This is a genomic window from Leptospira fluminis (genome assembly GCF_004771275.1).
GTDB lineage: Bacteria > Spirochaetota > Leptospiria > Leptospirales > Leptospiraceae > Leptospira_B > Leptospira_B fluminis.
In genome coordinates this window covers 391,477-414,043 of record NZ_RQEV01000012.1, presented here as the reverse complement: position 1 = coordinate 414,043, position 22,567 = coordinate 391,477, and the positions used below count along the sequence as shown (strand labels likewise).

Sequence of the window (22,567 nt, the reverse complement as noted above, 5' to 3'; positions counted from 1 at the left end):
TCACCTGTACGTCGAAGGACTTCACGTTTTCTTCGATCTGGTTCCAGTCGGAACGGAATCTTTCGGAATGGGACGCATGCAACGCGCGTATCTCTTCCTCTAAACTCCTCCGGATCTCCTCTATTTTCGTCCGGGATTTCCGTTCTTCCTCTTCTCTAAGCAGATCCAAAGACGAACCGAATTCCTGGGAAGAGGAAGAAATTTTCTTACGAAGGTCGTCGGACTCCTCGCGCAAGGAGCCTAATTCCTCTTCCAAGGACTCGCGGAGTTGGTCCACGCGGGAACGAGTTTTTCTTTCCTCTTCGCTTTTTGCGGTTTCCAAGGAAGAATGGAAATCCTTCAACGCGAATAGAATTTCCTTACGCACATCCTCAGCTTCGCTACGAAGAGTGGAGCTGATACGATTGAACTCCTCTTCGAAGGAATCGATCTGCCTCATCAATTCGGATTTACGGGAATCCGCTTGCTTTAGTAATTTATTTTCCGCTTCCAGGTATTTTTCCTGGAAGATATTGATGGAATCGTTGATTCCTTCCGCTTGGCGCCGAGTTTCATTCAGGATTTCATCTCGGCGAGTCAAAGTCTCCAGACTCATTCCTTCTATTTCTCTACGGATCGCATCGATTTCAATCTTGAGACCGTTCAGATACGCCTCTTTGGAATGTACCACTTGTTCCAAAATCTGATCGTACTTTTGCCGTAAAACGGATTCGGAACGGGAAAACAGTTCGTCCAATTTGCGATCCGCGAAATCCGCTTTCTCGTCTACCCGCCCGTCCATTCGATCGATCTTTTCGGATACGGAAAGGAAGGCCGTCTGGATCCGATCCGTTTGTGCATCCAGATCGTCCTCTTTGGCCTTCATCGTATCCAACAATTGAGCCACTTCCTCTCGGGCTAATTCCACTTTTCCGACCGTGTCCGACATCAGGGTCTTGGTCTGGGCTTCCAGTTTTTGACGATAGGCTTCCCCTAAAGTCTCCATTCCGGCCTCTACTTGGTCCGCTTTGGTTTCCAGTAACCCTTCCAACTCCACGATCTTGGCCGCCAAGGATTGTAGAATATCGTCCGACCTAAAGTTGATCTTTTCCTGAAAGGCTCCCAATAAAGTCTCCGCCTCGGAACGGAGTTCCTGGATTCGGATCGCGACTCCATTCAGATCTTTTTTGCCCAGCTCCAGCCGACCTAAGCCTTCTTGGACGGACTCGGATTCTTTCCGGATGTCTCCGGACAAATGCACTACCTCTTTCAGATCTAAGGTGACTGCGTTTAAAAACTCCCGGTTGGAACGGATGGTTTCCAGAAGCTGGCGGGACTCTTCGTTTAACGTCCGGACTTCCTCCGCCAATTTTCTAGTTTGTTTGAGGGAGATGTCTAATTCGATTCCGGAATCTTTGACGGCTTGGATCTTTTCCAGAGCGATTTCCTGCAATTCTTCCTGCAACTTTCCCGTATAACGTTTGATCTGGCTTAATTTATAATTCGACTTGTCCATCCTTCGGAGAAGGATAGTTATGCCAACGCTGGCCAAAAAAGGAAATAGCAGTTCTAAGCCCATAGTTTAGAGATTCGAGGAAATGCCCAGTACCAGGCGGTCCTTAGGATTATGTCGCATCAAATGGATAGAAATACAGGCCCCCAAGGGAAAAGATCAAGAATTATTTCTCCGATTGCCCAAAAAAAGCCATATACGTCCTTTTCTGCGGTGTACGACAGGGCCATGCGGGGAGCAGCCTATTCTCTTTGGGCCAAAATGGCCTTAGAAGGGTACAAAGAAGCCACTGGACTCGGGATTCCAAATAAAATTCTGGATTTAGGGTGTGGAACTTGCAAGTTTTGGCGGCATTTGCCTTCTCAGTCGGGCATTTGGGGGGTGGATCTTTCCGAGGAGATGCTCTCGGAGGCAGAAAGAGCCGGAATCCGCGGAACCAGAATCCTGTCGGACCTGCTTTCTCTCCCGGTTTTGCCTTTCCCTTTCGATCTCATCCTCTCCGTCCATGATACCTTGAATTATTTTTTGGAAGAATCCCAGCTCCGGAAGATCTTCACGGAAATCGCGACAATTTTGGAAGTCTCGGGTGTTTTCTTTTTTGATGTCAGCACCGAGCGGAATTTTGAAAAGCATTTCGACGGGAAAATTTTGGAGGAAAATTACGGGGGAACCCGATTGCTTTGGGAGAATGAATATTCCAAAAGCGAAGGAATTCTGACCACACGCCTTCGGTTCCGGAACGAATCGGAGGAAACCGAAGAAATTCATTACCACAAGGCATACCCGTTGGAAGTCTGGAAATTTTTGCTGGAATCTTCCGGGATACAAATTTTGAAGATCGGATCGGATTATAGATCCTGGAAAGTTTCTCCTCGAGCGGATTATCTCAACTTCCTTTGCAGAAAGGCGTAATCGATCGAATTCTTGTAGGAATCGGTTCGATTTTCCTGTCTCTTAGTAATAAAGATCGCATATTTATATGGCAAAGCTGGAACTCCAAGGAAGGAAAGGAACGGTTCGATTCAAGAATCATTTACTGGACGGATACGAAAAGGTATTCGATGAAATTTCGGACCGCGCGTCCAGGGCTCAATTCGAAGAACTGGTTTTGGACCTAGGCCAAACGAAAAAAATCACCTCGAGCGGGGTGGCCAAATTGCTCACGTTAAAGAATCTCTTGGACCATTTCGGTATCCGGCTGGAAGTAGTGAATTTACAATCTTCCCTCATGGACGTACTGAAAAAATTCAAAGTGGACATGATGCTCAAGATTCGCAGCTAAAATCGGCCGAAAAACGATTGCGGTTCCTTGCTCCGTCCGGACCGTACCCTTATGAGCGCCTTACAGGCAGTCGGTCTGTCAAAATCCTTTTCCGATAAACAGGCGCTTCTCAATCTAAGCTTTTCCATTCCTAAAGGAAGGATTACCGCACTTTTAGGGCCGAACGGAGCCGGAAAAACTACTACAATGCGCATCCTGACCGGATTCCTAGAACCGGATTCCGGATCCATATCCTTCGGTCCTCTCTCTCTTTCGGAAAATCCGATAGAGGTAAAACGGAATCTTGGGTATCTTCCCGAATCCGCTCCCCTGTACGGAGATCTGACTGCGGAGGAAACTCTGGAGTTTATCGGCCAAGCCAGAGGATTGAAAGGAGAAGTCCTCCGACGCAGGATCCGGGAAATGCGGGAAGTATGCGATTTAGGAGATCATTTCTTTGCGACGATCCAGTCCCTTTCCAAAGGCTTTCGGCAAAGAGTGGCATTGGCGGGTACTCTCTTGCACGATCCGGAGTACGTCATTCTAGACGAACCTAGCTCCGGTCTGGACCCGAATCAGATCGGACAGATCCGGAGTATCATCCGTTCCTTAGGAAAGGACAAGGTGGTTGTTCTTTCCACTCATATCCTTCAGGAGGCGCAAGAAATCTGCGACCACGTACTGATCCTGAATCGAGGCAGGATGATCGCGGACACGAGCGTCTCCGAAATGAATCGGCAAGATTCCGTTTTAGTCATCGCCAAAACGGATTTGCAGGCGGTCCGAAATTGTTTTTTAGGAACCGACGTGGACATACGGGAAGAGTCCAGGTTAGCCGACACAGGAACCTTCCGTCTGAAATCCTCCAACTGGAGCCCGGAGTCGCTATTCGATAAGATCCGAAATGCCGATTTTCCTGTTTTGGAATTCCGTCCCGTACGCAAATCTCTGGAAACCGTTTTCCGGGAATTGACCGCCCCTTTATGAATTCCGTTTTTACCGTCTCCGAATTCCTGCAAGGAATCCGTACGATTTTCTCTAAAGAATGGAGAACGTATCGGAACACGCAAATCGGATATATTTTCGCGGTATTGTTCCTTTCCCTATCCGCCTTCCTATTCTTTTTCGGTTTGGGAGAAGACTCCTTCTGGGACAGAAAAGCCGCGAACATGGAACAGTTCTTTCTTTGGACTCCTTTGCTGTACGCCGTTTTTGTCCCCGCAGTTACCATGAGATTGTGGTCGGAAGAAGAAAGAGCGGGGACCGTCGAACTACTATTCACTCTCCCGTTTCGAGAATACGAAATCGTTGTCGGCAAATTCCTAGCTGCCTGGGCCTTTTTAGGTTCGGTCCTGGTACTGACGAGTACCGTTCCTTTTTCCATCTACGCGGTCGGAGATCTGGACCTAGGAGCGACCTTTGCGGGATACTTGGGTTGCTTTTTATTAGGAGGATCTTATATAGCGATAGGCTTGGTATTTTCCGCTTCCACTAAGGACCAAATCAGCGCTTATCTTTTAACTCTACTCTTTTGCCTTTTCCTTTTTCTATTGGGTACCCAGCCTGTCTTGAAATTTCTAGGCGGTCCCGCTGGTTCTTTGGCCTCTTTTCTCTCGCTTTCCAGGCATTTCGAATCGTTTCGCCTAGGAATCTTGGACGGAAGGGACGTTTTTTACTTCTTAAGTTCCATCCTATTTTCTCTTCTTGCAAACGTCCTAGTGCTTCACTGGAGAAGAGAATGAAGGAACTATGGAATCCTCTTTTCGAAATCTCAAAGTCGAGGTCTTTCCTCGCTTTGAATGCGTTTTTATGTTTCCTTTTGGTGAACGCGATCGTTTCCGAAGCGAACTGTAAAAAAGACCTCTCCCGATCCAAGCGCTTCGAACTGACCTCCAGCACCCGAAAGTTAGCATCGGCGCTCGATTCCACCTTATACATCGACGCGTTTTATTCTTCCAAGGTCCCGGGTGAATACAAGGCGAGACTCGAATTGACACAGCAGATCTTAAAAGAGATCGAATCCGCCGGAAACGGTAAAATCCTATTACGATTTTATGATCCGGACACTTCTTTAGAAGACGCAAGAAAGGCCGCTGATTCCGGAATAGAGCCCCAGATCCTGCAAAAGGCGGAACGAGGCTCCGCCTCGGTCAAACAAGCCTATCTCGGAGTTTCCTTACGACTCGGATCGAAGACAGAAGTGATCCCGGTTGCTTTCTTTGCGGAACAGATCGAATACCAAATCCTGTCCGGAATCCGAAAAATGTCTAGATCCGGATCTGATAGCGGGATCGGGGTTTTAAAAACGGATTCCAGTCTCGGAACCCAAGCGCCCGGACCGGGCACCGGAAAAGACACGATCGGAATCTTTTTGCACCAAGTCTTGGAAACGACAGTCGGAGAAGTTCCGGAAATCGATCCCGAAAAGGGGGATTTTCCGGACGGTCTGGAGACCCTCCTTTGGGTAGGCTCCGGATCGCTCTCCGAAGCCGCCAAATACCGTCTGGATCAATTTCTGGTCAAAGGCGGGAATCTGATCCTCTTAGGAAAGGCCATGGAGTTCCGGATGGAGGGCGCCGGAAACCGAATGGGAATCCTGACGGGAGGTACGGAAGCGGGTGCCGCGTACCGTCATCCTCGTCTCGGCGATTTGAATTCTTTTTTAGAACATTATGGAATTCGAATCCATTCGAACCTGGTTTTGGATCCCGATCATTCCCTCCCTATGGGCCCGCTCGTAGAAGTGGAGCCCGGCATTCTAGGTAGAGCCCCCTACCCTCTCTGGATCGTCTCGGGAAAAAAAGACCGGACACTGGCCGTCGATTCCGATTACACGAAGGAACAGGAAAACTTACTCCTCCCATGGTGCTCCAGTTTGGAGCTAATCCCGGATCGACAGCCGAATGCGAAACTCACCCCCCTTGTGTTCAGCGGGGAAGAAGCGGAAATTCGATCCGATCAAGTCATGCTCGGAGAAAAGCAACTCTCCCGGATTCCGATCCGTCCGAACGGAGGTCCCTTCGTTTTGGGGGCGATCTTAGAGGGCCCTCTACTTTCTTATTTCCACGAAAAGGCTCTTCCGAAAGGTACAAGACGGGAATCTTTTCTGACACGCTCTCCGAAAGATAAGATTCCGAAAATTTTGGCGTTCGGAACCCCTTATTTGGTCTCCGACATACTCGCATTTCCAGAATACGGAGATATATTCAGGGACACGAATATTCCGTTTTTATTGAATTCTATAGATTTCATGGAGGGAGACTCGGACCTATCCGCCGTTAGAAGCAAACAATCCCTCATACTAAAAATGGATCCTATCTCCGTCGGAACCGAAAATCTGATCAGCATCCTGAATATTTTCGGGGTCCCTGTGATTTTGTCCCTGTATGCGACGCTCAGAATTGCCCGTAGAAGGCGGATGCAGCCGAAATGAACGTTTCCCGATCCGCAAAAACGGTTCTTTTAGGATTAAAAACGAATCGGGGCCTAGCCTTATTTGCCTTCAATCTTCTTTTAGCTTTTTTACTGGTTTTAGCGAAAGATCCCTGGGGATGTTTTAAGGATACATATTCTAATTCGGATCCGTTCTTTCCTTTGAAGGAATCCGATATTTCCGGGATCAAAGTAGGCAGGAAAGGAGAAATCGTCTCCTTATCCAGGACCTTGGATTCCTGGGAGGCAACTCTGCCGGACGGGACGACCGGTCCGGCAGATTCGGAAAGGGTCGTCGAGCTGCTCAAGGCGGTGGTCTCTCTCAGAAAATTCACGTTACTCGCCCGGAACTCAGTTTTCCCCTCTCCGGAATTCGGTTTGTCCGAAGACGAACCTAGTTTAGAAATTTATGATATTTCGGGAAAATCCCGGGGAATACTGTTTATCGGTTCCTCGGCTCCTAGAAATTCCGGTGTGTACGTATCGGAACCCGAAGGAAAAAACGTCTGGCTGGTAAAGGAGAATTTAAAGACTCTGATCGGCAAGGGAAGAAAGGATTATTTCCTCTCCCACAGCCTCTTTCCGGACAGATTTTCCTACGGCAAAATCCGTTCTCTGAAAATCGAATTTCCGTCGGATCCGAAAAAGGGATTCTTTCTGACGAATACGGACAACGGTTGGATTCTAAGTACGAATCTTATCTCCAAATCGGCGGAACAGAATACGGTAAACGATTTTCTGGAAAGATTGCTCGGATTAAAGGCGGACGAAATTTCCCTAGCCGCCGGAGAGAGCCTTCCTCTAGGACCGCAGGAGAAGTTTCGAATCCTTTTGGATACCGATTCAGGAACCAGAATCCTATCTCCTTTCGGAAAGGACCGACAAGGAAGTTGGATCTTCAGACTCTCCGGAATGAAATACGAACTGGTCGTGGACCCTTGGACGATGGAAACGATCTTGGACAAGGATTTGACTGACTTTACGTCGTCTCCGCAGGTAAGAAGCCCCGTGCCCTAAGGTCCCTGAATCATTGATTGACAATAGACCAGGATCGAAGTTTCCTTCCAAAAACGTCCGGAAATAAGGAACTTGCATGGCTCTGATCGAAGAACTAGACAAACAAGGGAATTTTCTTTTTCGCTGGAGATCCTACGTACCGGGGTTCATCCTTCTCCTTTGTCTGTATGCTCTGAAAGATTACCAATTTCTCAACGGTTCCTACGAGGATAATCTGTATTACGCGGCTGCCTGCTTTCTAGTCAGCCTTATCGGCCTTGCGGTACGATGCTTCGTGATCGGTTATGCCCCTGCCAGGACTTCGGGAAGGAATACGAAAGAGCAGGTGGCCGACCTGGTGAACATGGAAGGGATCTATTCATTGGTACGACATCCTCTATATCTGGGAAACTTCCTTTTGTATCTCGGACCTGTGTTGTATTTCAGAAATCTTCCGCTTACGTTGGTATTCGTATTATTTTTCGGGTTCTATTACGAAAGAATCATGTTTACCGAGGAAAAATTCCTTAGGGAAAAATTCGGAAAGGAATACTTGGATTGGGCGGATAGGATTCCCGCTTTTTTTCCGAAATGGACTGGATTCGTGAAACCGAAACTTTCCTTTTCGTTCAGGAACGTGCTGAAGCGCGAATACCCGAGTCTATTCGGAGTGACCGTGATCTTCGTACTTTTCGATTTCCTTGCCAACTTCCTGAACAGCTTCGCCTCCTGGACTGCGCCTTGGGAAGCGATCACGGAACCGCAAATTTGGGTCTTCGGCATCGGAACCGTCTTTTATATTTTGGTCAGACTAGTCGTAAAGACCACCCGCCTGTTGCACGTAGAAGGAAGATAATCCGGAGGCCGGACGGACAAAAGACTTCGTTTAACGGGAAACGTTTTCCAAATAGGATTTGAATTTTTCCGTATCCGAAGTCAAAAAGATGGGGACGGGATATTCCCTCTTGGAGGGAAGAAGAGCGAACCCCTCGTCGTAAAAAACGACCTTTTCCACTTCGTCGAATCTGTATTTGAATTCGGAGTTCAAGGCGTGAAAGCAGAAGCCGCCTTGGATTTCCTGTACTCTTCCCTCGCCGATCCGGCGGAAACCTTTCAATTGTTCGGGGCGAATCCGCTCTTTCAGATTTTCGTACGGTAATTTTCCCGAGAGATCGAGGAACAATACGCCTTCCATAGACCACCATTCTTGCGTGGACGGTTCCGGGTCAGAATGCGCAGGAGTTTCCGCTCGCACCGTTTCCGTTCGAATCGTTTGCTCCTCTTGCCGGATAGGTTCCGATCTGATTTCTTCCATCCAAGTCCGATCTTCCTCTTGCATTCTCTCCTCCTCTCTGACTTCCTGAAAATGGGACGAAGGAAAGGAAGGCGGAATTTTACGATTTTCCGCAAACATTCTATCGTATTCGGACACTGATTCCGCTTGGGGGTTCTTCTTTGTTCCCACCAAGGCTTCCTTTAGAATTTTACGGTCACTCGGATGAGAATAGCTCGCGCGTACCGGGGACGGCGTCGGATTTCCCTGTTTGCCGCTCGGCAGAAAGGACACATATATGAAGCACAAAAGGCCGACCAGAATGAGTGCAAGAGCTATATAAAGCATTATTATATGTATCTATCATACCGGCGTCTTTCTGAAGCGTTTTTCGTCGGTTTTTCTCCTTTACAGATTCCCCCGGCCCGTCACCCTTCCTTTACATACGGATTTTTATGACGAATACCGAAGGAACTTCCCTGAAGAACATTTTTTTTAAGGTCGGATCCGCCCTATTTTTAGGCGTTCTGGTACTGATGTTGATCTTTACCCTACTGCGCTCCGACGTGGAGCAAGCCGGAATGGATATGTTGACCGGTAAGGCCAATATCAAAGCCGGAAAAATCGGCGGAAAAGACGTGCCCATGGATTCCTTCAATGCGGGCCGTAGATATTGTTATCAAATGTACCAAGGACAGATTCCCGACAACCAATTGGGGGAATGCTCTTTTATGATTCTAAAGGGGATGTTCGTGGCAAATACGATCGCGAACGCCTTGGGATACACGGTCTCGGAAGACATGATCCGCCAAAGTCTCTGGGAAGAAGCCCAAAAAAGGGTAAAACTTTCTTACCGCGGAGCCGGATATTCCGACGAAGAAATGGAGAAACCTGACCAGGTTTATCGTCAATTTCTTAAGGAAGCGCCGATGCGCTTTCGAGTCGAGGCAGCAGTGCAAGGTTCCGTTCAGGCAAATCTACTCCATTCCGACGTAAGAAAAACCGACGACGAATTGTCCGTCCAGTCCGAAGCGTCTACCGCAAAAGTGGATCTAAATGCGGTCGTTTACACGGACGAAGATCTAACTAGAATCGCGAACCAGAATGTGGAACCGACGGATCTCCAATTGCGGGAACTTTACCAAAAGGAAATCACGGATCCGAATTTCCCCAAGGGAAAGGACGGAAAGATCGCCGCTTTCGAGGAAAGAAAATCCATTCTTCGGGGGAAATTCCTGATAGAAGCTCGGAAAAATTCTATCGAAAACTTGAAGGGAAAAATCAAATCCCTCCAAAATGAACCGGACGGTCTCTCCAAGGTCGCGGCGCTTTTCGGCACGGGAACCGTTTCCGTCCGGGATAAAGGTTTTTCCGATCTGAAATCCCTAGCCTCCCAGAAAGGCAATTTTTCCCTGATCGCGGATAAAAGATTTTTTCAGGACCTTACCTCCTCGACTTTCGGTCAAAGGAAAAGCGCCGGTCCGTACAAGGACGGGGATAAATACGCACTCGTTGAGTTTGTAGCCCTACGTTTCGGAAATCCCGGAACTTCTACCGTACTTAGAATTAGAGAAGCGTCGACAATCTTGAACGGTTTTCTGGCCGAAATCCCTCAGAGCATTGCGGATGAAATTACCGTAGAAAGACTGGCCCGATCAGCGGAGGAATGATGCAAATCCGTGCCGAACTCGTAAACCCGTTTTTAGAAGCAGCAACAATCGTTTTCCGCGACGTACTTCAAACGGATCTAATCCGGGGAAAGATCGGAATCAAGGATACTCCTGAAACCTCCTTGGAACTCGCGATCATCATCGGAGTATTAGGAACCTTTAATGGAGAAGTCGTTTACGGACTGAATTACGATGCGGCTTATAAGATCGCTCAAAAATTGATGCCCGGAATGAGTCAGGAAGACATCAAGAACGAATACAAGGATATATTAGGCGAAATCGCGAATATGACCACTGGAAACGCGATGAATATTTTTGCGACGGCGGGACAGTCCATCGAGATCACCGCCCCGAATATCGTAGACGCAAAGAATGAAACCATCAAAATTCCTAAGAAACAGGCTTTGGCGATCAATCTATTTTCGAAATTCGGCAAATTGGAAGTGAACGTCTCCCTTTCTTAAGAGAAAAACCGATCATTCTCGTCGGGCGAAATTTTCCAATTCGGAACGCATGGGAGAAAACTTGCTCTCTACGTCCTTCGAGGATTTTTCCAGATACTTGGAGAGGAATTTTTTCGCCCATTCCGTCTCCCCGGATTTGTAACTCGCCTTGAACAAGAGATAAGCGCCTAGATCCCTCTCTTCTCTCTGTCTTTTAAATTCCGCGGAACGTACATCGTCTCCGATCGGATATTTTTTCCCGAATCGGTTCCAAAAATCGATCAGATAAGAACGAGCCTCCTTGTATTTCCCCTGGCGAAAAAGAGAGTCTCCCAATTGTAAATACGCTTGAGCCCGAAACTCATCGGGAGCCTCGGTTGCCACCTGTAAAAGAGCCGATTCGGCCTCCGGATATTTGGATTGAGATCGGAGCGTTCTTGCGGATTCCAGTAAGGATTTCCACTTGATCTCCTCGTCCTGTCCCTCGGAAGTCTGCGGCTGTTCCCCGGATCCGGAAAATTTGGACAATTCCAATTTGGCCTTTCCCGACATTTCCCCGCCCCCTGCGGCGGCTTTGGAAAATTCCTCTTGAGCGGCCTCTTTTTGTCCATTACGAAGTCTGAATAAACCTCTTTCATAGGCCGCCTTGCCGGAGTCTCCTCCTTCCCTTTTACCGCCTTTCTTTCCTTTTTTCTCCGTAAGATTCGGGGGAAGAGTACGCTTCGGTTTTTCCGGTTCGGGGTGCTTTTCTTTTACGGTCCGGTCTTCCCTGTCCTCAGGCAGCTTCTCCGCGATCTTGGATTCGTCTTCTTTGATTTCTTTCGGGGGAAGATCTGACTCGATTTCCGAATCGGAAGAGGGAATCACCTCGCTTGCAGCGGATATTTCCCGGAGATCTTCCGGAAACGGCAAGGGCATTTGCGCGAAAAGTCGATCCGTTAGGAAGAGACAGAGGATAATAAGGAACGGAAAAAATTTCGGAACTTTCGGAGTCATTCTCTCAACTGGCTGGGTTTTCTGGGAGGCTTTTCCAATCTGGATTCGTTCTTAGGAATCGAGGAAGGAGTCGACTCTCCCTTCGGTTCCAAACGAGGGGAATCGTTGGAGGAAGTTCCGGGAGGAGCCAAATCCTCTCTGGGAGGGCGTTCCGATTCGTTCGGAAAAAATACTCTGGAATCCCCTTCCTTCCTACGCGAATTCGAAAGTGTATTTCCTTCTTCCAAGGAACCGTTGGGAGCGCTAGGACCGTCTTTGGGCTTCTCTTGGGAATACCTTTCTATCTCAAAGGAAGAAGTCGAAGAATCCCGCAAACTAGGATCGCTCCAATGAACGTCCCTTCTTTTCCGGTTGTATTCCCTTTCTATATCTTCCAAAAAAAGAGCCTTTCGATCCAAAACCTTTGCTCGATCCTCTTCTCCCGCCATTTCCAATCCTTTTTGAAAGCTGAACCAGCCCAAGGCTAAGGCGACTAGGGCGGCGAGAGCAAGAGCCGCCTTTCCGATCATCTTGACGGTTTGCGGAGGAAGCCCTCCCAGAATTCCGTCTACGGACTGTCGGATACCTGTCAAAACTGCGAAAGGATTAAAAGCCATCTCGATTCCTATCTATTAGGATCGGTGGTTTTTCATTTTTTTTCAAGGGGATAATTTCGGCCTAAGTCTCAATTTTCCCGCGGATTTTCTGCACTTAAAGCAGCGTTTCGGACCTTCTTCACAATCCCTCGCCTGTCTTTATCGTTTTCTCGCGCAGCTTTTACGAAGTGAAAATCCTCGTATCGTCGTATGCTCGGCTCAATACTTACCCAAATCACTCAGCAAAGAACCGTTCAAAATCTATACTAAGAAAGATTCTCAAAACCAAAAACATTCCTTCGTTTTTGCGAAATGATTTTAAGAATAAATACAAATATTCATTAAATTGAATGTTCCAGTACGGTTGACAATTGTCAGCGCGTCGGGAAACGAGCGAACGACTTCCTTGCTTGGCTTTTTATTCGAGTTTCGAATCCTTGGTATTAATCCCTGTCCACGGGAACGGAGAAATGATGAATTCCCAAAAATACAACGATAGAATCGTAAAAGGATTTCTAATCTCCGCGTTGGTATGGGGCGTGGCTTCGATGTTAATCGGAACTTGGATCGCCTTCCAGATGGTATTTCCGGAGCTGAATTTCGGCCCGTATTTTACCTTCGGAAGACTCCGCCCGCTCCACACAAACGCGGCAATATTCGGCTTTGCGCTCAGCATCATATTTGCGACCGCTTATCATACCGTCCAAAGACTCTGCAGAGTGAGAATATGGAGCGATCGACTGGCGAACATTCATTTTGTATTATACAATCTGACTATCGTTCTCGCTGCGATCACCCTGCCTCTAGGTCTGAACCAGTCTAAGGAATACGCCGAGCTGGAATGGCCTTTGGATCTCCTAATCGTGGTTTGGTTCGTGATCTTCCTGGTAAATTACTTCGGAACGATTTTTACCAGAGAAGAGAAGCAGCTCTACGCCGCGATCTGGTTCTATATAGCCTCATTCGTTACGATTCCGATTCTGTTCATCGTGAACAATCTTGCTGTTCCCGTAGGCTTGACCAAATCGTATTCCCTATTCGCGGGAGTGTATGATGCCAACATCCAATGGTGGTACGGACACAACGCGGTGGCCTTCGTTCTAACGACCCCGTTTTTGGGATTGATGTATTACTACCTCCCGAAACATATCAAGCAACCGATCTACAGTCATAGACTATCGATCATCCATTTCTGGTCGCTGATTTTCATCTATATATGGGCCGGCCCTCACCACTTGCTGTATTCTCCGCTCCCCGATTGGTTACAAACTACGGGTATGGTATTCAGCATCATGCTCTGGATGCCTTCCTGGGGAGGAATGTTAAACGGCTTCCTAACCCTAACTCAGGCAAAGGAAAAAATCAAAACGGATGCCACCTTAAAGATGCTCCTGGTCGGGATCACCTTTTACGGTATGTCCACTTTCGAAGGTCCGTTACTATCCATTCGATCGGTGAGCGCCTTGGGTCACAATACGGATTGGATCATCGGGCACGTTCATGGAGGAACGCTGGGCTGGGTAGGAATGATGTCTTTTGCGGTCATTTACTATCTCGTTCCAAGAGTCTGGAATACTAACCTGTATTCGGAAAGACTTGCCAATTTCCATTTCTGGGTAGCGACCTTAGGCATCCTGCTCTACATCGTTTCGATGTGGGTTTCGGGAGTTACGGAAGGTTCCATGTGGAGAGCGGTGGACGAAACGGGAGCTCTGAAATATCCCAATTGGGTGCAGATTACGGAAGTGCTCAAACCGTTCCGTCTATTCAGAGGAATCGCCGGAGTACTCTACGTTACCGGTCTCTTCGTCATGATTTATAACGTAATCAAGACGATCGCCACTGCAGGAAGCGGTTGGAAAGAAATCGACCTTCGTGTCGGCCTCAAGGAGGTAAAAGCATGAGTTGGTTCGATAAATTATTGGATTGGTTTTCCGGTTATACGGATAAGTGGGAAACCAACGGAGTCAAATTCACGATCTATACGACGATCGCCGTCCTCTGCGGCGGAATCTTCGAATTGATTCCCCCTTTCTTTCTTTCCAAAACTGCGGAACCGATAGCGAACGTAAAACCTTACACCGCTCTCGAAATCGCGGGTCGAGACGTTTACCAAAGGGAAGGCTGCAATAACTGCCATACCCAAGTCATCCGTCCGTTCAAGTGGGAAGTGGATCGTTTCGATCCTCAAAAATCCTTCGGTCGGGACGGTTATTCCAAGGCGGGAGAATTCGTCTATGACCACCCGTTCCTTTGGGGCTCCAAAAGAACGGGTCCGGACTTGGCTCACGAATCCCAAATCCAGGCTTCCGCGGAATGGCACAAAACCCATTTGATCAACCCGAGGGATACCGCCCAAGGTTCCGTGATGCCTGCTTATCCTTGGCTCTTCGAGGAAAGTGCCAAATTGGATCCGAGCAAGATCGCTGCCCACATGAGAGGCCTCAGAAGCGTAGGAGTTCCCTACACCGATGCGGAAATCGAAGCGGGTACGGCGGAGTTGGCGGGAAAAACGGAAGGAGACGCATTGATCGCCTATCTATTGAAATTGGGTAGAGACAGCGCGGAACTTGCCAAGAGTCTGAAATAGGGAAGAATGATGGATTTAGATACATTACAGATATATAAAGCGCTCAGGCTTCCTGTCCTCGTGATAGCGATAGCTCTGATCTTTGCCTACGTTTACGGTCGTAAACGTAGGGACCGCATGGAAAAGCCGAAATACCGCATGTTAGAGGAGGATTGATCGAATGAGCGATCCGAACAAAGAATTCGACGGCATAAAACAATCCGATAATCCTCTACCCGCTTGGTGGGTTTGGGTTTGGCTGGGCTCTATCCTATTCGCAGTCGTATACGCGATCTACTTTCACGGATTTTCCTCGTGGGGAACCGGAGAGCAGTACGCGGAACAGATTCAGGAATACGAAAAAGACTTCCCGCAAAAAACGAACGTGGTAGCGTCTAAGGACGGGGTAAATCCCTTCCGAGGGGACGAGAAAGCGATCTCTGCGGGGCAAGTCACCTTCCAGACGTACTGCGTGGCTTGCCACGGCCCGACGGGAGAAGGCTTGGTGGGACCGAACTTGATGGATAAGGAATGGCTGCACGGGAATACCGACGCGGAAATTTACCAAGAGATCATGAAGGGAATCGGTCCTGACAAGGCCAAATTGGGAAGAGGCCCTATGCCTCCCCATGAAAACACTTTAGGCTCGGAGAAAGTCTATCAGGTAATGGCCTGGTTAGCTTCAAAGAATCCGAATTTAAAACCCTCCAAGTGAAATGAAATTTAACCCGCCCATTCTGAATATGGGCGGGTCCGATCCGGAGGAAACCAAATGGTAATTTCCCGCCCCATGTCGGGCAAAATACGAAACGCACGCACGATCGTACAAGTCTTCTTAGTCATTCTATTCGCCGGTACCCCTTGGCTACGCTGGGGGAACCTCCCGCTCATCCGGTTGGATATCCCGGAAAGAAAATTCTTTTTACTCGGAAATATATTCACTCCCCAGGAAGGTTATTTCCTTCATCTCTTCCTACTGGGAATGGGACTCTCCCTCTTCCTATTCACTTCCCTGATCGGAAGAGTTTGGTGCGGCTGGGCTTGCCCTCAAACGATCTATACCGATATTTTCGATAAGATAGGCCGCCTCATTTTAGGAAGTAAATACGGAAAAAAAGACGCTTCGATTTTAGGCAGGATCGGAACCCACCTGATTTGGATCCTAGTCAGCCTCTTAGCTTCCTTGGCCTGGATTTCATATTTTTCCGATCCCTATCTGATGGTAGCCGACGTTCGGGACTATTCCGCGAACTCCACGATTCCGAGCTGGGCGTATTTCACCGCTTTCTTTACCGGTTCCATGTATGTGGACATGGCATTTATACGGGAACAATTCTGCAAGTACGCCTGCCCATACGCCAGATTCCAGACAGTGATGATGGATGGAGATTCCATCAATATCACCTACGATTATCGAAGAGGCGAACCGAGACGAAAGGGCACGACAAAAATCGGCGATTGCACCGCATGCAATATGTGCCTCGTCGTTTGCCCCACCGGAATCGATATCCGAGAAGGAACTAACGTGGGGTGTATCGCTTGTGGAAAATGCTCCGACGCTTGCACTCACCAAATGGCAAAGGAAGGAAAGAAAACCCTCATCGGTTATTGGTCGGAAAAGCAAGTCGAGAATCGAAACTCCAAAGTACGCCTACTCCGCCCAAGAACGATTGTTTACGGGGGTCTGCTCCTGCTGGTACTATCCGTTTCCAGTATCCTTCTCTGGAATCGTGTTCCTATGTATTTGTCCGTACTTCCGGATAGAAACATCCAACCGATGGCGCTCCCGGGAGGGATTGTCAGAAATTTCTACGAAGTCCAGATCCAGAACCTTACGTTCGAAGGGAGAAAGCTCAAATTTCAAGTGGACCGCTCGGATTTGGAGGGAGAATTGCATATTCTGGTGGGAGGAACGGAAGAGGCTTCCGTGGAACTCCTACCGAACTCGAACATGCATTATCGATTGATTCTGGAATTGAAAAACGCTTCACCGAAGGATGCGTCCAAAAGAAGTCACGAAATCTTTTTAAAAGTCACCGATCTTCACCAACCCGCATTCGCAAAATCCGACCGGATCCCTTTCCTATTACCTCTAGGAATCGCATTCGGTCCTACCGGAGGAAACACACTTGCATCCAAGCCTTAAAAGAGCCTTTGTTCTCGTTGCGATCTGTTTTGTCGGATTGATTTCCGCCACAATCTGGACGGTCCGAGTCGCGACGTCCAGCCACACCCCTCCCGTCGAAAAGGATTACTACGAAAAAGGGTTGAGATACGAAGCCGCAATCGCGGAACAAAAAAAGATGATCGCCTTAGGGTACGATTTCCAGGCGGATTGGTTCTCCGGGACCGCTCCCTTAAAAACGGGAAAACAAACGTTAAGATTGCTTCTTTACCGAAACGGATCCTCAGTCACAGACGCAAACGTGAGGATCCGAGTCGAGAAAAGCGCCACGGATGCCTACAATCGGCAGGCTTCATTCCGTTCGATTTCGCCTGGAGTTTATGAGGCGGATCTGGAAGTTCCCTTTTCCGGAGACTGGACCGCCACCATTTTCGCGGAAACGAAGGACGGCAAATTCGAACGAAGTCGACTACTGAGAGCGATACGGTGAGTCAAGTCTGCTTCCATTGCAACTCTACGCTGGATGAAACTCCCGTTTTCCGACAAGTTTCGGGAATCGAAAGGACGTATTGTTGCAACGGATGTGCGGAGCTTTCTTCCTTATTGCTTACCAGCGGACTCGGACATTTTTACGAGATCCGCGGCGGGCAAAAGTTGGATCCTGCGGAAATTCCCACAAAGCAAACTCCGGATTCCAGATTGGAAACGGAATCGGTATATTCAGAGTATGTGGAGAAGACGGCGGAAGGGAATTCCCTAGTACGACTGAGTATAGGCGGCATCCATTGTAGCGCCTGCGTATGGTTAAACGAAACCGCGCTTTCCCGGGTGCCTGGTGTTGTCACCGCGAGAATGAATTTTGCGACTTCCCGATTGAATGTGGAATTCGACCGGAACAAAACGAACCTGAGCGGAATCTTCGAGTGTGTCCGAAAATTAGGATACACCCCCAATCTATATTCCCCTTACAAATCCGAAGCGAAGGTGGAAAAACCGTTCAAAGACCTGACCTTACGAATGGTCGTTGCCGGTTTTTGCTGGGGAAACATCATGCTTTTCTCCGCAGGTTTGTACGCGGGATATTTCGAAGGTATGGATCTCGGAATTAAAAAACTCTTCCATTACGTTTCCTGGATTCTCGCCACACCGGTCTATGTCTTTTCGGGATATCCTTTCTGGAAAGGAGCCCTGGAATCCTGGAAGAGAAGATTCCTTTCCATGGACACTCTGCTATTTTTAGGAGTAAGCCTAGCGTATTTTTATAGCGCTTATGTGACTCTCACCGACAGGGGGGAAGTCTATTTCGATTCGGTTTGCACGATCTATTTTTTCATTTTGCTCGGTAAATACTTGGAAGCTTATATGAGGTACAAGGCAGGTTCCAAAGTGGGGGAACTTTTATCCCTTCTACCGGAGGAATACGAAGCGGAACGGGACGGAATCTGGAAGAAGGTTTCCACATCCGTACTCGCCGAGGGAGACAGAATCAAATTGGTTTCCGGTAGCAAGGTTCCCGTCGACGGAATTCTGGAATCGGAAAACGGTTACTTTGACGAATCCGTTCTTACGGGAGAAAGCGAACCGGTTCACAAAGTCCGGGGTGATTTTCTGCGCGCGGGATCCATACATCTTTCCGGCGCGATTTTTTTCCGTGCGTTAGGAACTTCTTCTCAAAGCACATTGGCTCAGATAGGCCGACTTTTGGAGGAATCTCTGCTCACGAAACCGAAACTACAGAGAACCACCGACAAACTCGCGTCCGTTTTCGTCAAAATCGTTCTACTCGTGGCTCTCGGAACCTTCCTGTATTGGTGGGGAAATTCCGGAACGGAAACCGCGGTCTTGAATACCATCAGCGTTCTCATCGTCGCCTGCCCTTGCGCCTTAGGACTCAGCGTACCTGCCGCGTTGGTAGTCAGTCATTTGCTTCAATCCCAAGCGGGAATTCTGGTGAAAAATCCGGAATCGACGGAAACCCTAGCAAAGGCGGATCGGATCTTTTTCGACAAAACCGGGACCTTGACCACGGGAAAATTGGAATTGCAGGAGGAAAAAATCTTCGGAGAGGATCGTCCTGTCTATTACAGAAATCTAGCCTACTCTCTGGAAACGAATTCCTCGCATCCGTTAGCGAAGTCCTTGGTCCGGGCTTTAGGGGAAAAATCGAACGATCACTCTTCTCCCGAGACGTTCTGGAAGGAAATCCGGGAAATTCCCGGCTTCGGAATCGAGGCAAAACGTCCGGGAGAAAACGGAAACCTGTACAGGATCGGAAACAGAAAATTCGCCTTCGAATCGGAAAGTAAAAACGACGGATGGATTTATTTCACTCGGAATTTACATCCTATGGTAGCCTGGAAGTTCGGAGATTCGCCCAGGTCGGACGCGAAAAAAAGCATTACTCTTTTGAAAAGTTCCATCCCTCATCTGCAGCTTCTTTCCGGAGATTCTTCCGAAAAGGTGGAACGCTTGGCTGGAGAAATCGGAATCCAAGAATTCGAAGGCGATCTCTCGCCGGAACAAAAAAGGGATAGAATCAGGGAAGCCCAAAAGAAAGGAGAAACCGTCGTAATGGTGGGAGACGGCATCAACGATTCTGCCTGTATCGCGCAAGCGAACCTCGGAATCTCCATGGGGATGGGTTCCGACTTAAGTCTGGACCGTTCCGATTTGATCCTAGTGCAAAACCGCTTGGATTCCCTCCCGAAAGCGGTTTCCATAGCGAAAACTACGAGACGGATCATTTTGCAGAATATCGCCCTATCCTTAACTTACAATTCCATAATGATTCCGATCGCCGCCCTGGGTTATATGCTCCCAGTGATCTGCGCGGGGTTTATGACTTTAAGTTCGATCACCGTCGTACTGAATTCCGTTTCATTAAAAAGGAGGATTCGATTTTGAACGCATTGTACATGACTGTCCCAATCGCCTTATTCATAGCCTTCGGTTCGTTTTTCATTTTTCTCTGGAGCTACCGCTCCGGACAGTACGAAGATATAGAAGGTCCCAAGTATAGGATGCTCTTCGACGACGAGGAAGAGAAACCGAACGAAGAGGGAAAGGAGAAATGATCCTACCGATTTTCGGCGCCGCGTTCCTGCAAGGGCTCGCAAGTTCCCTCCACTGTGTCGGGATGTGCGGCCCTTTCGCCGGAACACTTTCTGTTTCGTCCGGAGAAAGCGGCTGGCGGTCCAACGCATTCCTGCAGGTTTCTTATAATTTAGGCCGTCTGGGTTCGTATTCCCTTTTGGGAATCCTATTCGGCGCAGCCGGTCAAGGGGCGAATTTCGTTTCCGTGGAGCTGGGTTGGGTCCGTGAAATCGCGGCTTGGATCTCGGGATTCTTTCTGCTTTTCTTCGGGCTTTCTCTCTTTTTCGGAGGCAGTCGTGTTTCCTTCCGCTTATCCGCAAAGATTCTGGAAAAGATCGCTAAACCCATCCTGCAATCTCTCCGTTCGGGACACGAAAAACCGTTTCTCCCTCCTCTGTTAGGATTCGCTTTCGGATTAGTAACCGGATTGCTTCCTTGCGGAGTCCTCTATCCCGCGTTCGCACTCGCCTTCGCCACAGGATCTCCTTGGCTCGGAGGAGGGATCATGATTTCCTTCTTTTTAGGAACCTTTCCCCTACTCTTCCTTTTCGGATTCGGCTTTCGTACGTTGGCTTCGAAACTCGTAGGAAATCGGGCAAGATTTGCGGGAATCATAGTGATCCTGATCGGAATCGGTTGGATTTTTTTCCGAATCGGGCACGACCATTCGGGACATTCCGCACACATACAAAATGCGCACGAATCCCATTCCTCTCACTCGAACTGAAAGGACTCTCCTTCCCTTCGATAAGATCGAAAAAAAAGGCACTCGCCCGATTTTCGAGATCGATTCCGTAAAAAGTTTTCGGATCTGCGCCGCGTTTTTCCTTCTTATCCCTAAAGTCTTGGCCTAAGATTTCGATTGTAAAAAATAGGATGGGCGTTACTCTCCAATATCGGAACCGAAGAATGACCGATTCGATCCGCAATTACACCGATTCCCTGCTCCGTGATCTGGAGGAAAACGAAGTCGGCTTTTTTAAGATCGAGAATACGGACGGTCTAGCGTATTTGACCGTCTTTCCTTCCGGAAAAAAAGGGAAGAACGTAGAAATCAAGGAAGTACGAAAACGGCTGGAAGTGTTCCGAATTTCCGGCATCTCGGAAGAGGAGATCAAACGCATCGTCTCCGAAAAGGACGGCGGGCCTCATTACGTAGGCAAATGGCCCGGAAAGCCGGAAACTAGCGTTCTGGATTTGAAAATGTCGGAAGATAAAATGACGGTCCACGGAATCCTCCAACCTCCCAAATACGGAGGCAAATTATTGAACGAAGAGGAACTCCTCGAGACGCTTCTGAAAAACAATATCCGTTTCGGAATCAAAAACGAGGAAATCCTTCGTCTGGCCAAAGCGGAGGAATTCGGAAAAAGAACTCTCTTGGCGGAGGGCGAGCATCCCGTTCCCGGTTCCGACGGGGATCTGAAAATTCTGTTCCAATATCCGGAGTCCCCCGTTTTGGAGGAGGACGAATTCGGACGCGTCGATTTTAAAAACATTCATATCATTCAAAGCGTTAAGAAGAACCAAAAGCTGGCGGAAAAAGGTTCCCCTCGGCCGGGAAAGATCGGGCATAACGTATTGGGCGAAGTCCTTCCTTTCGAAGAGGGAAAAACCGCGGAATGGAAGTTGGGACCCAACGTAAAGATTTCGGAAGACGGAAACCAACTCTTCGCTCTTATCGACGGTCGTCCTATCCTGGATAGACACGGATTGATCCGGGTAGACGAGGTCTGTCATTTGGATCATGTCGATTTTTCCACCGGAAACGTAAGCTTTCCCGGCACGATCATAGTGGAAGAATCCATTGCCGACGGATTCGTCCTGGAAACGGAAGGTTCCATCATTATCAAAAAATCCGTAGGCAAGGTCTTTCTAAAGGCCGCCGGCGATATCGTCCTGTCCGGAGGATTTATGGGGCGTAACGGCGGTCTAATCCAATCCGGAAACGATATCTATGCGAAATTCGTAGAACAAGGAAAGATGATCGCAAAGAACTCCATCTTCATAGAGGAAGCCTCCATGCATTCGGAATTGATCGCGGGAGAATCCGTATTGGTCCGGGGAGGACGGGGAGAACTCATCGGCGGAGAATGCGTTGCCGGCAAGAGCATCGTCTGTTCCAAGTTGGGAGCGGTGGTAGAAACCAAGACGGTACTTAGCTGCGGATTGCCTCCGGAATTGCTGACGGAACTCGAGGACCTGAAGGCCGAGATCCGTAAGAATCAGGAAGTCCTGAAGAAAGTGGAGACGAGCATCGTCAAGCTGAATGAGGAAGCCCAAAGACGGTCCCTTACCGCAGAAGAGAAGGAAAGCCTTCCGAAACTACAAGCGATCAAACAAAAATACCAATCCATTCTGCAAAACCTCCAGGCGCAGGAACAGTCCGTGATACTTTCCTTCGAACCCGATCGGAATTCGTACATAGAAGTCGAACGCGAGATTTTTCCGGGAGTGGATGCCAATCTGGGAAGAAACCGCAGTTTTAAGGTGAAATTAAAGGAAATCCCCGGACCTTCCTTTTTATACCTGGGTTCGGACGGACAAGTTGCTCATTCCAAAGTGCGCCCGAAACGTCTCGGATTGCTCCAAGAAGAGACGCGTTCCGGTGATCTTCTCGCCGAGCCTTAACCGAGCCTTAA

Annotated in this window: 22 protein-coding genes and 1 pseudogene; 19 read left to right on the top strand and 4 right to left on the bottom strand. The window is 48.5% G+C overall.

Annotated features, from left to right (window positions below; all coding sequences use genetic code 11):
* Positions 1–235: 235 nt before the first annotated feature.
* A pseudogene (locus tag EHO61_RS17455) lies at positions 236–1,558 on the bottom strand (SpiroCoCo family coiled-coil protein); the annotation flags it as partial.
* A gap of 162 nt (positions 1,559–1,720) precedes the next feature.
* On the opposite strand from EHO61_RS17455, the gene EHO61_RS13890 reads away from it, so the two are divergent.
* The 7 genes from EHO61_RS13890 to lmtA all read left to right on the top strand — a co-directional run bounded on the left by EHO61_RS13890 (position 1,721) and on the right by lmtA (position 8,037).
* Positions 1,721–2,404 carry a class I SAM-dependent DNA methyltransferase gene (locus tag EHO61_RS13890; protein WP_342776068.1) on the top strand — a complete coding sequence of 228 codons (684 nt, stop codon included), beginning with the start codon at positions 1,721–1,723 and terminating at the stop codon, positions 2,402–2,404.
* Positions 2,405–2,471: 67 nt separating this feature from the next.
* Positions 2,472–2,774 carry an STAS domain-containing protein gene (locus EHO61_RS13885; RefSeq protein WP_135814143.1) on the top strand — a complete coding sequence of 101 codons (303 nt, stop codon included), beginning with the start codon at positions 2,472–2,474 and terminating at the stop codon, positions 2,772–2,774.
* Between the two features lie 51 nt (positions 2,775–2,825).
* Positions 2,826–3,740, top strand: coding sequence for an ABC transporter ATP-binding protein (locus EHO61_RS13880; protein ID WP_135814142.1), 915 nt, complete (start codon positions 2,826–2,828; stop codon positions 3,738–3,740).
* On the top strand, positions 3,737–4,495 hold the full coding sequence (locus tag EHO61_RS13875; RefSeq protein ID WP_135814141.1) for an ABC transporter permease subunit: 759 nt from the start codon (positions 3,737–3,739) through the stop codon (positions 4,493–4,495). The genes EHO61_RS13880 and EHO61_RS13875 overlap by 4 nt, the downstream gene beginning before the upstream one ends.
* Positions 4,492–6,186, top strand: coding sequence for a GldG family protein (locus EHO61_RS13870; RefSeq protein WP_135814140.1), 1,695 nt, complete (start codon positions 4,492–4,494; stop codon positions 6,184–6,186). Before EHO61_RS13875 ends, EHO61_RS13870 begins: the two co-directional genes overlap by 4 nt.
* Positions 6,183–7,202, top strand: a complete 1,020-nt coding sequence (locus tag EHO61_RS13865) for a DUF4340 domain-containing protein (RefSeq protein WP_135814139.1) — start codon at positions 6,183–6,185, stop codon at positions 7,200–7,202. Before EHO61_RS13870 ends, EHO61_RS13865 begins: the two co-directional genes overlap by 4 nt.
* 76 nt (positions 7,203–7,278) lie before the next feature.
* Positions 7,279–8,037, top strand: coding sequence for a lipid A Kdo2 1-phosphate O-methyltransferase (gene lmtA, locus EHO61_RS13860; protein ID WP_135814138.1), 759 nt, complete (start codon positions 7,279–7,281; stop codon positions 8,035–8,037).
* Positions 8,038–8,067: 30 nt separating this feature from the next.
* On the opposite strand, the gene EHO61_RS13855 is transcribed toward lmtA, so the two are convergent.
* Positions 8,068–8,802, bottom strand: a complete 735-nt coding sequence (locus EHO61_RS13855) for an LIC_11490 family protein (RefSeq protein WP_210415341.1) — start codon at positions 8,800–8,802, stop codon at positions 8,068–8,070.
* Between the two features lie 107 nt (positions 8,803–8,909).
* Between EHO61_RS13855 and EHO61_RS13850 the strand changes: the two genes are divergently transcribed.
* Positions 8,910–10,124 carry a hypothetical protein gene (locus EHO61_RS13850; RefSeq protein WP_135814136.1) on the top strand — a complete coding sequence of 405 codons (1,215 nt, stop codon included), beginning with the start codon at positions 8,910–8,912 and terminating at the stop codon, positions 10,122–10,124.
* Complete coding sequence (locus EHO61_RS13845; protein WP_135769418.1) at positions 10,124–10,588, top strand: chemotaxis protein CheX; 465 nt, start codon at positions 10,124–10,126, stop codon at positions 10,586–10,588. Before EHO61_RS13850 ends, EHO61_RS13845 begins: the two co-directional genes overlap by 1 nt.
* Before the next feature lie 12 nt (positions 10,589–10,600).
* On the opposite strand, the gene EHO61_RS13840 is transcribed toward EHO61_RS13845, so the two are convergent.
* Complete coding sequence (locus EHO61_RS13840; protein ID WP_246032138.1) at positions 10,601–11,485, bottom strand: tetratricopeptide repeat protein; 885 nt, start codon at positions 11,483–11,485, stop codon at positions 10,601–10,603.
* Between the two features lie 74 nt (positions 11,486–11,559).
* Positions 11,560–12,159 carry an LIC_11485 family protein gene (locus EHO61_RS13835; protein WP_135814134.1) on the bottom strand — a complete coding sequence of 200 codons (600 nt, stop codon included), beginning with the start codon at positions 12,157–12,159 and terminating at the stop codon, positions 11,560–11,562.
* A 452-nt stretch (positions 12,160–12,611) separates the two neighbouring features.
* Here EHO61_RS13835 and ccoN point away from each other — a divergent pair, with 452 nt between their 5' ends.
* The 10 genes from ccoN to EHO61_RS13785 all read left to right on the top strand — a co-directional run bounded on the left by ccoN (position 12,612) and on the right by EHO61_RS13785 (position 22,556).
* Positions 12,612–14,042 (top strand): cytochrome-c oxidase, cbb3-type subunit I, encoded by a 1,431-nt coding sequence (gene ccoN / locus EHO61_RS13830; RefSeq protein WP_425460355.1) that lies wholly within the window; start codon positions 12,612–12,614, stop codon positions 14,040–14,042.
* Positions 14,039–14,728 (top strand): cbb3-type cytochrome c oxidase subunit II, encoded by a 690-nt coding sequence (locus EHO61_RS13825; protein ID WP_135814132.1) that lies wholly within the window; start codon positions 14,039–14,041, stop codon positions 14,726–14,728. The genes ccoN and EHO61_RS13825 overlap by 4 nt, the downstream gene beginning before the upstream one ends.
* 9 nt (positions 14,729–14,737) lie before the next feature.
* The gene (locus tag EHO61_RS13820) at positions 14,738–14,884 is read left to right on the top strand and encodes a cbb3-type cytochrome c oxidase subunit 3 (protein ID WP_135769419.1); all 147 of its coding nucleotides are present in this window, start codon (positions 14,738–14,740) and stop codon (positions 14,882–14,884) included.
* A 4-nt stretch (positions 14,885–14,888) separates the two neighbouring features.
* Complete coding sequence (locus tag EHO61_RS13815) at positions 14,889–15,422, top strand: cbb3-type cytochrome c oxidase N-terminal domain-containing protein (RefSeq protein WP_135814131.1); 534 nt, start codon at positions 14,889–14,891, stop codon at positions 15,420–15,422.
* A gap of 57 nt (positions 15,423–15,479) precedes the next feature.
* Positions 15,480–16,853: a cytochrome c oxidase accessory protein CcoG gene (gene ccoG / locus EHO61_RS13810; protein WP_135814130.1), complete on the top strand. Its 1,374-nt coding sequence runs from the start codon at positions 15,480–15,482 to the stop codon at positions 16,851–16,853.
* Positions 16,837–17,322 carry a FixH family protein gene (locus EHO61_RS13805; protein ID WP_135814129.1) on the top strand — a complete coding sequence of 162 codons (486 nt, stop codon included), beginning with the start codon at positions 16,837–16,839 and terminating at the stop codon, positions 17,320–17,322. Before ccoG ends, EHO61_RS13805 begins: the two co-directional genes overlap by 17 nt.
* Positions 17,319–19,736, top strand: coding sequence for a heavy metal translocating P-type ATPase (locus tag EHO61_RS13800; protein WP_135814128.1), 2,418 nt, complete (start codon positions 17,319–17,321; stop codon positions 19,734–19,736). The genes EHO61_RS13805 and EHO61_RS13800 overlap by 4 nt, the downstream gene beginning before the upstream one ends.
* Entirely contained in the window at positions 19,733–19,906 is a 174-nt protein-coding gene (gene ccoS / locus EHO61_RS13795; protein WP_135814127.1) for a cbb3-type cytochrome oxidase assembly protein CcoS, read from the top strand. Before EHO61_RS13800 ends, ccoS begins: the two co-directional genes overlap by 4 nt.
* A complete protein-coding gene (locus EHO61_RS13790; protein ID WP_135814126.1) occupies positions 19,903–20,652 on the top strand; it encodes a sulfite exporter TauE/SafE family protein in 750 nt (249 codons plus the stop codon). The genes ccoS and EHO61_RS13790 overlap by 4 nt, the downstream gene beginning before the upstream one ends.
* Positions 20,653–20,834: 182 nt before the next feature.
* The gene (locus tag EHO61_RS13785; RefSeq protein ID WP_135814125.1) at positions 20,835–22,556 is read left to right on the top strand and encodes a DUF342 domain-containing protein; all 1,722 of its coding nucleotides are present in this window, start codon (positions 20,835–20,837) and stop codon (positions 22,554–22,556) included.
* The last annotated feature ends 11 nt before the right edge of the window (positions 22,557–22,567 follow it).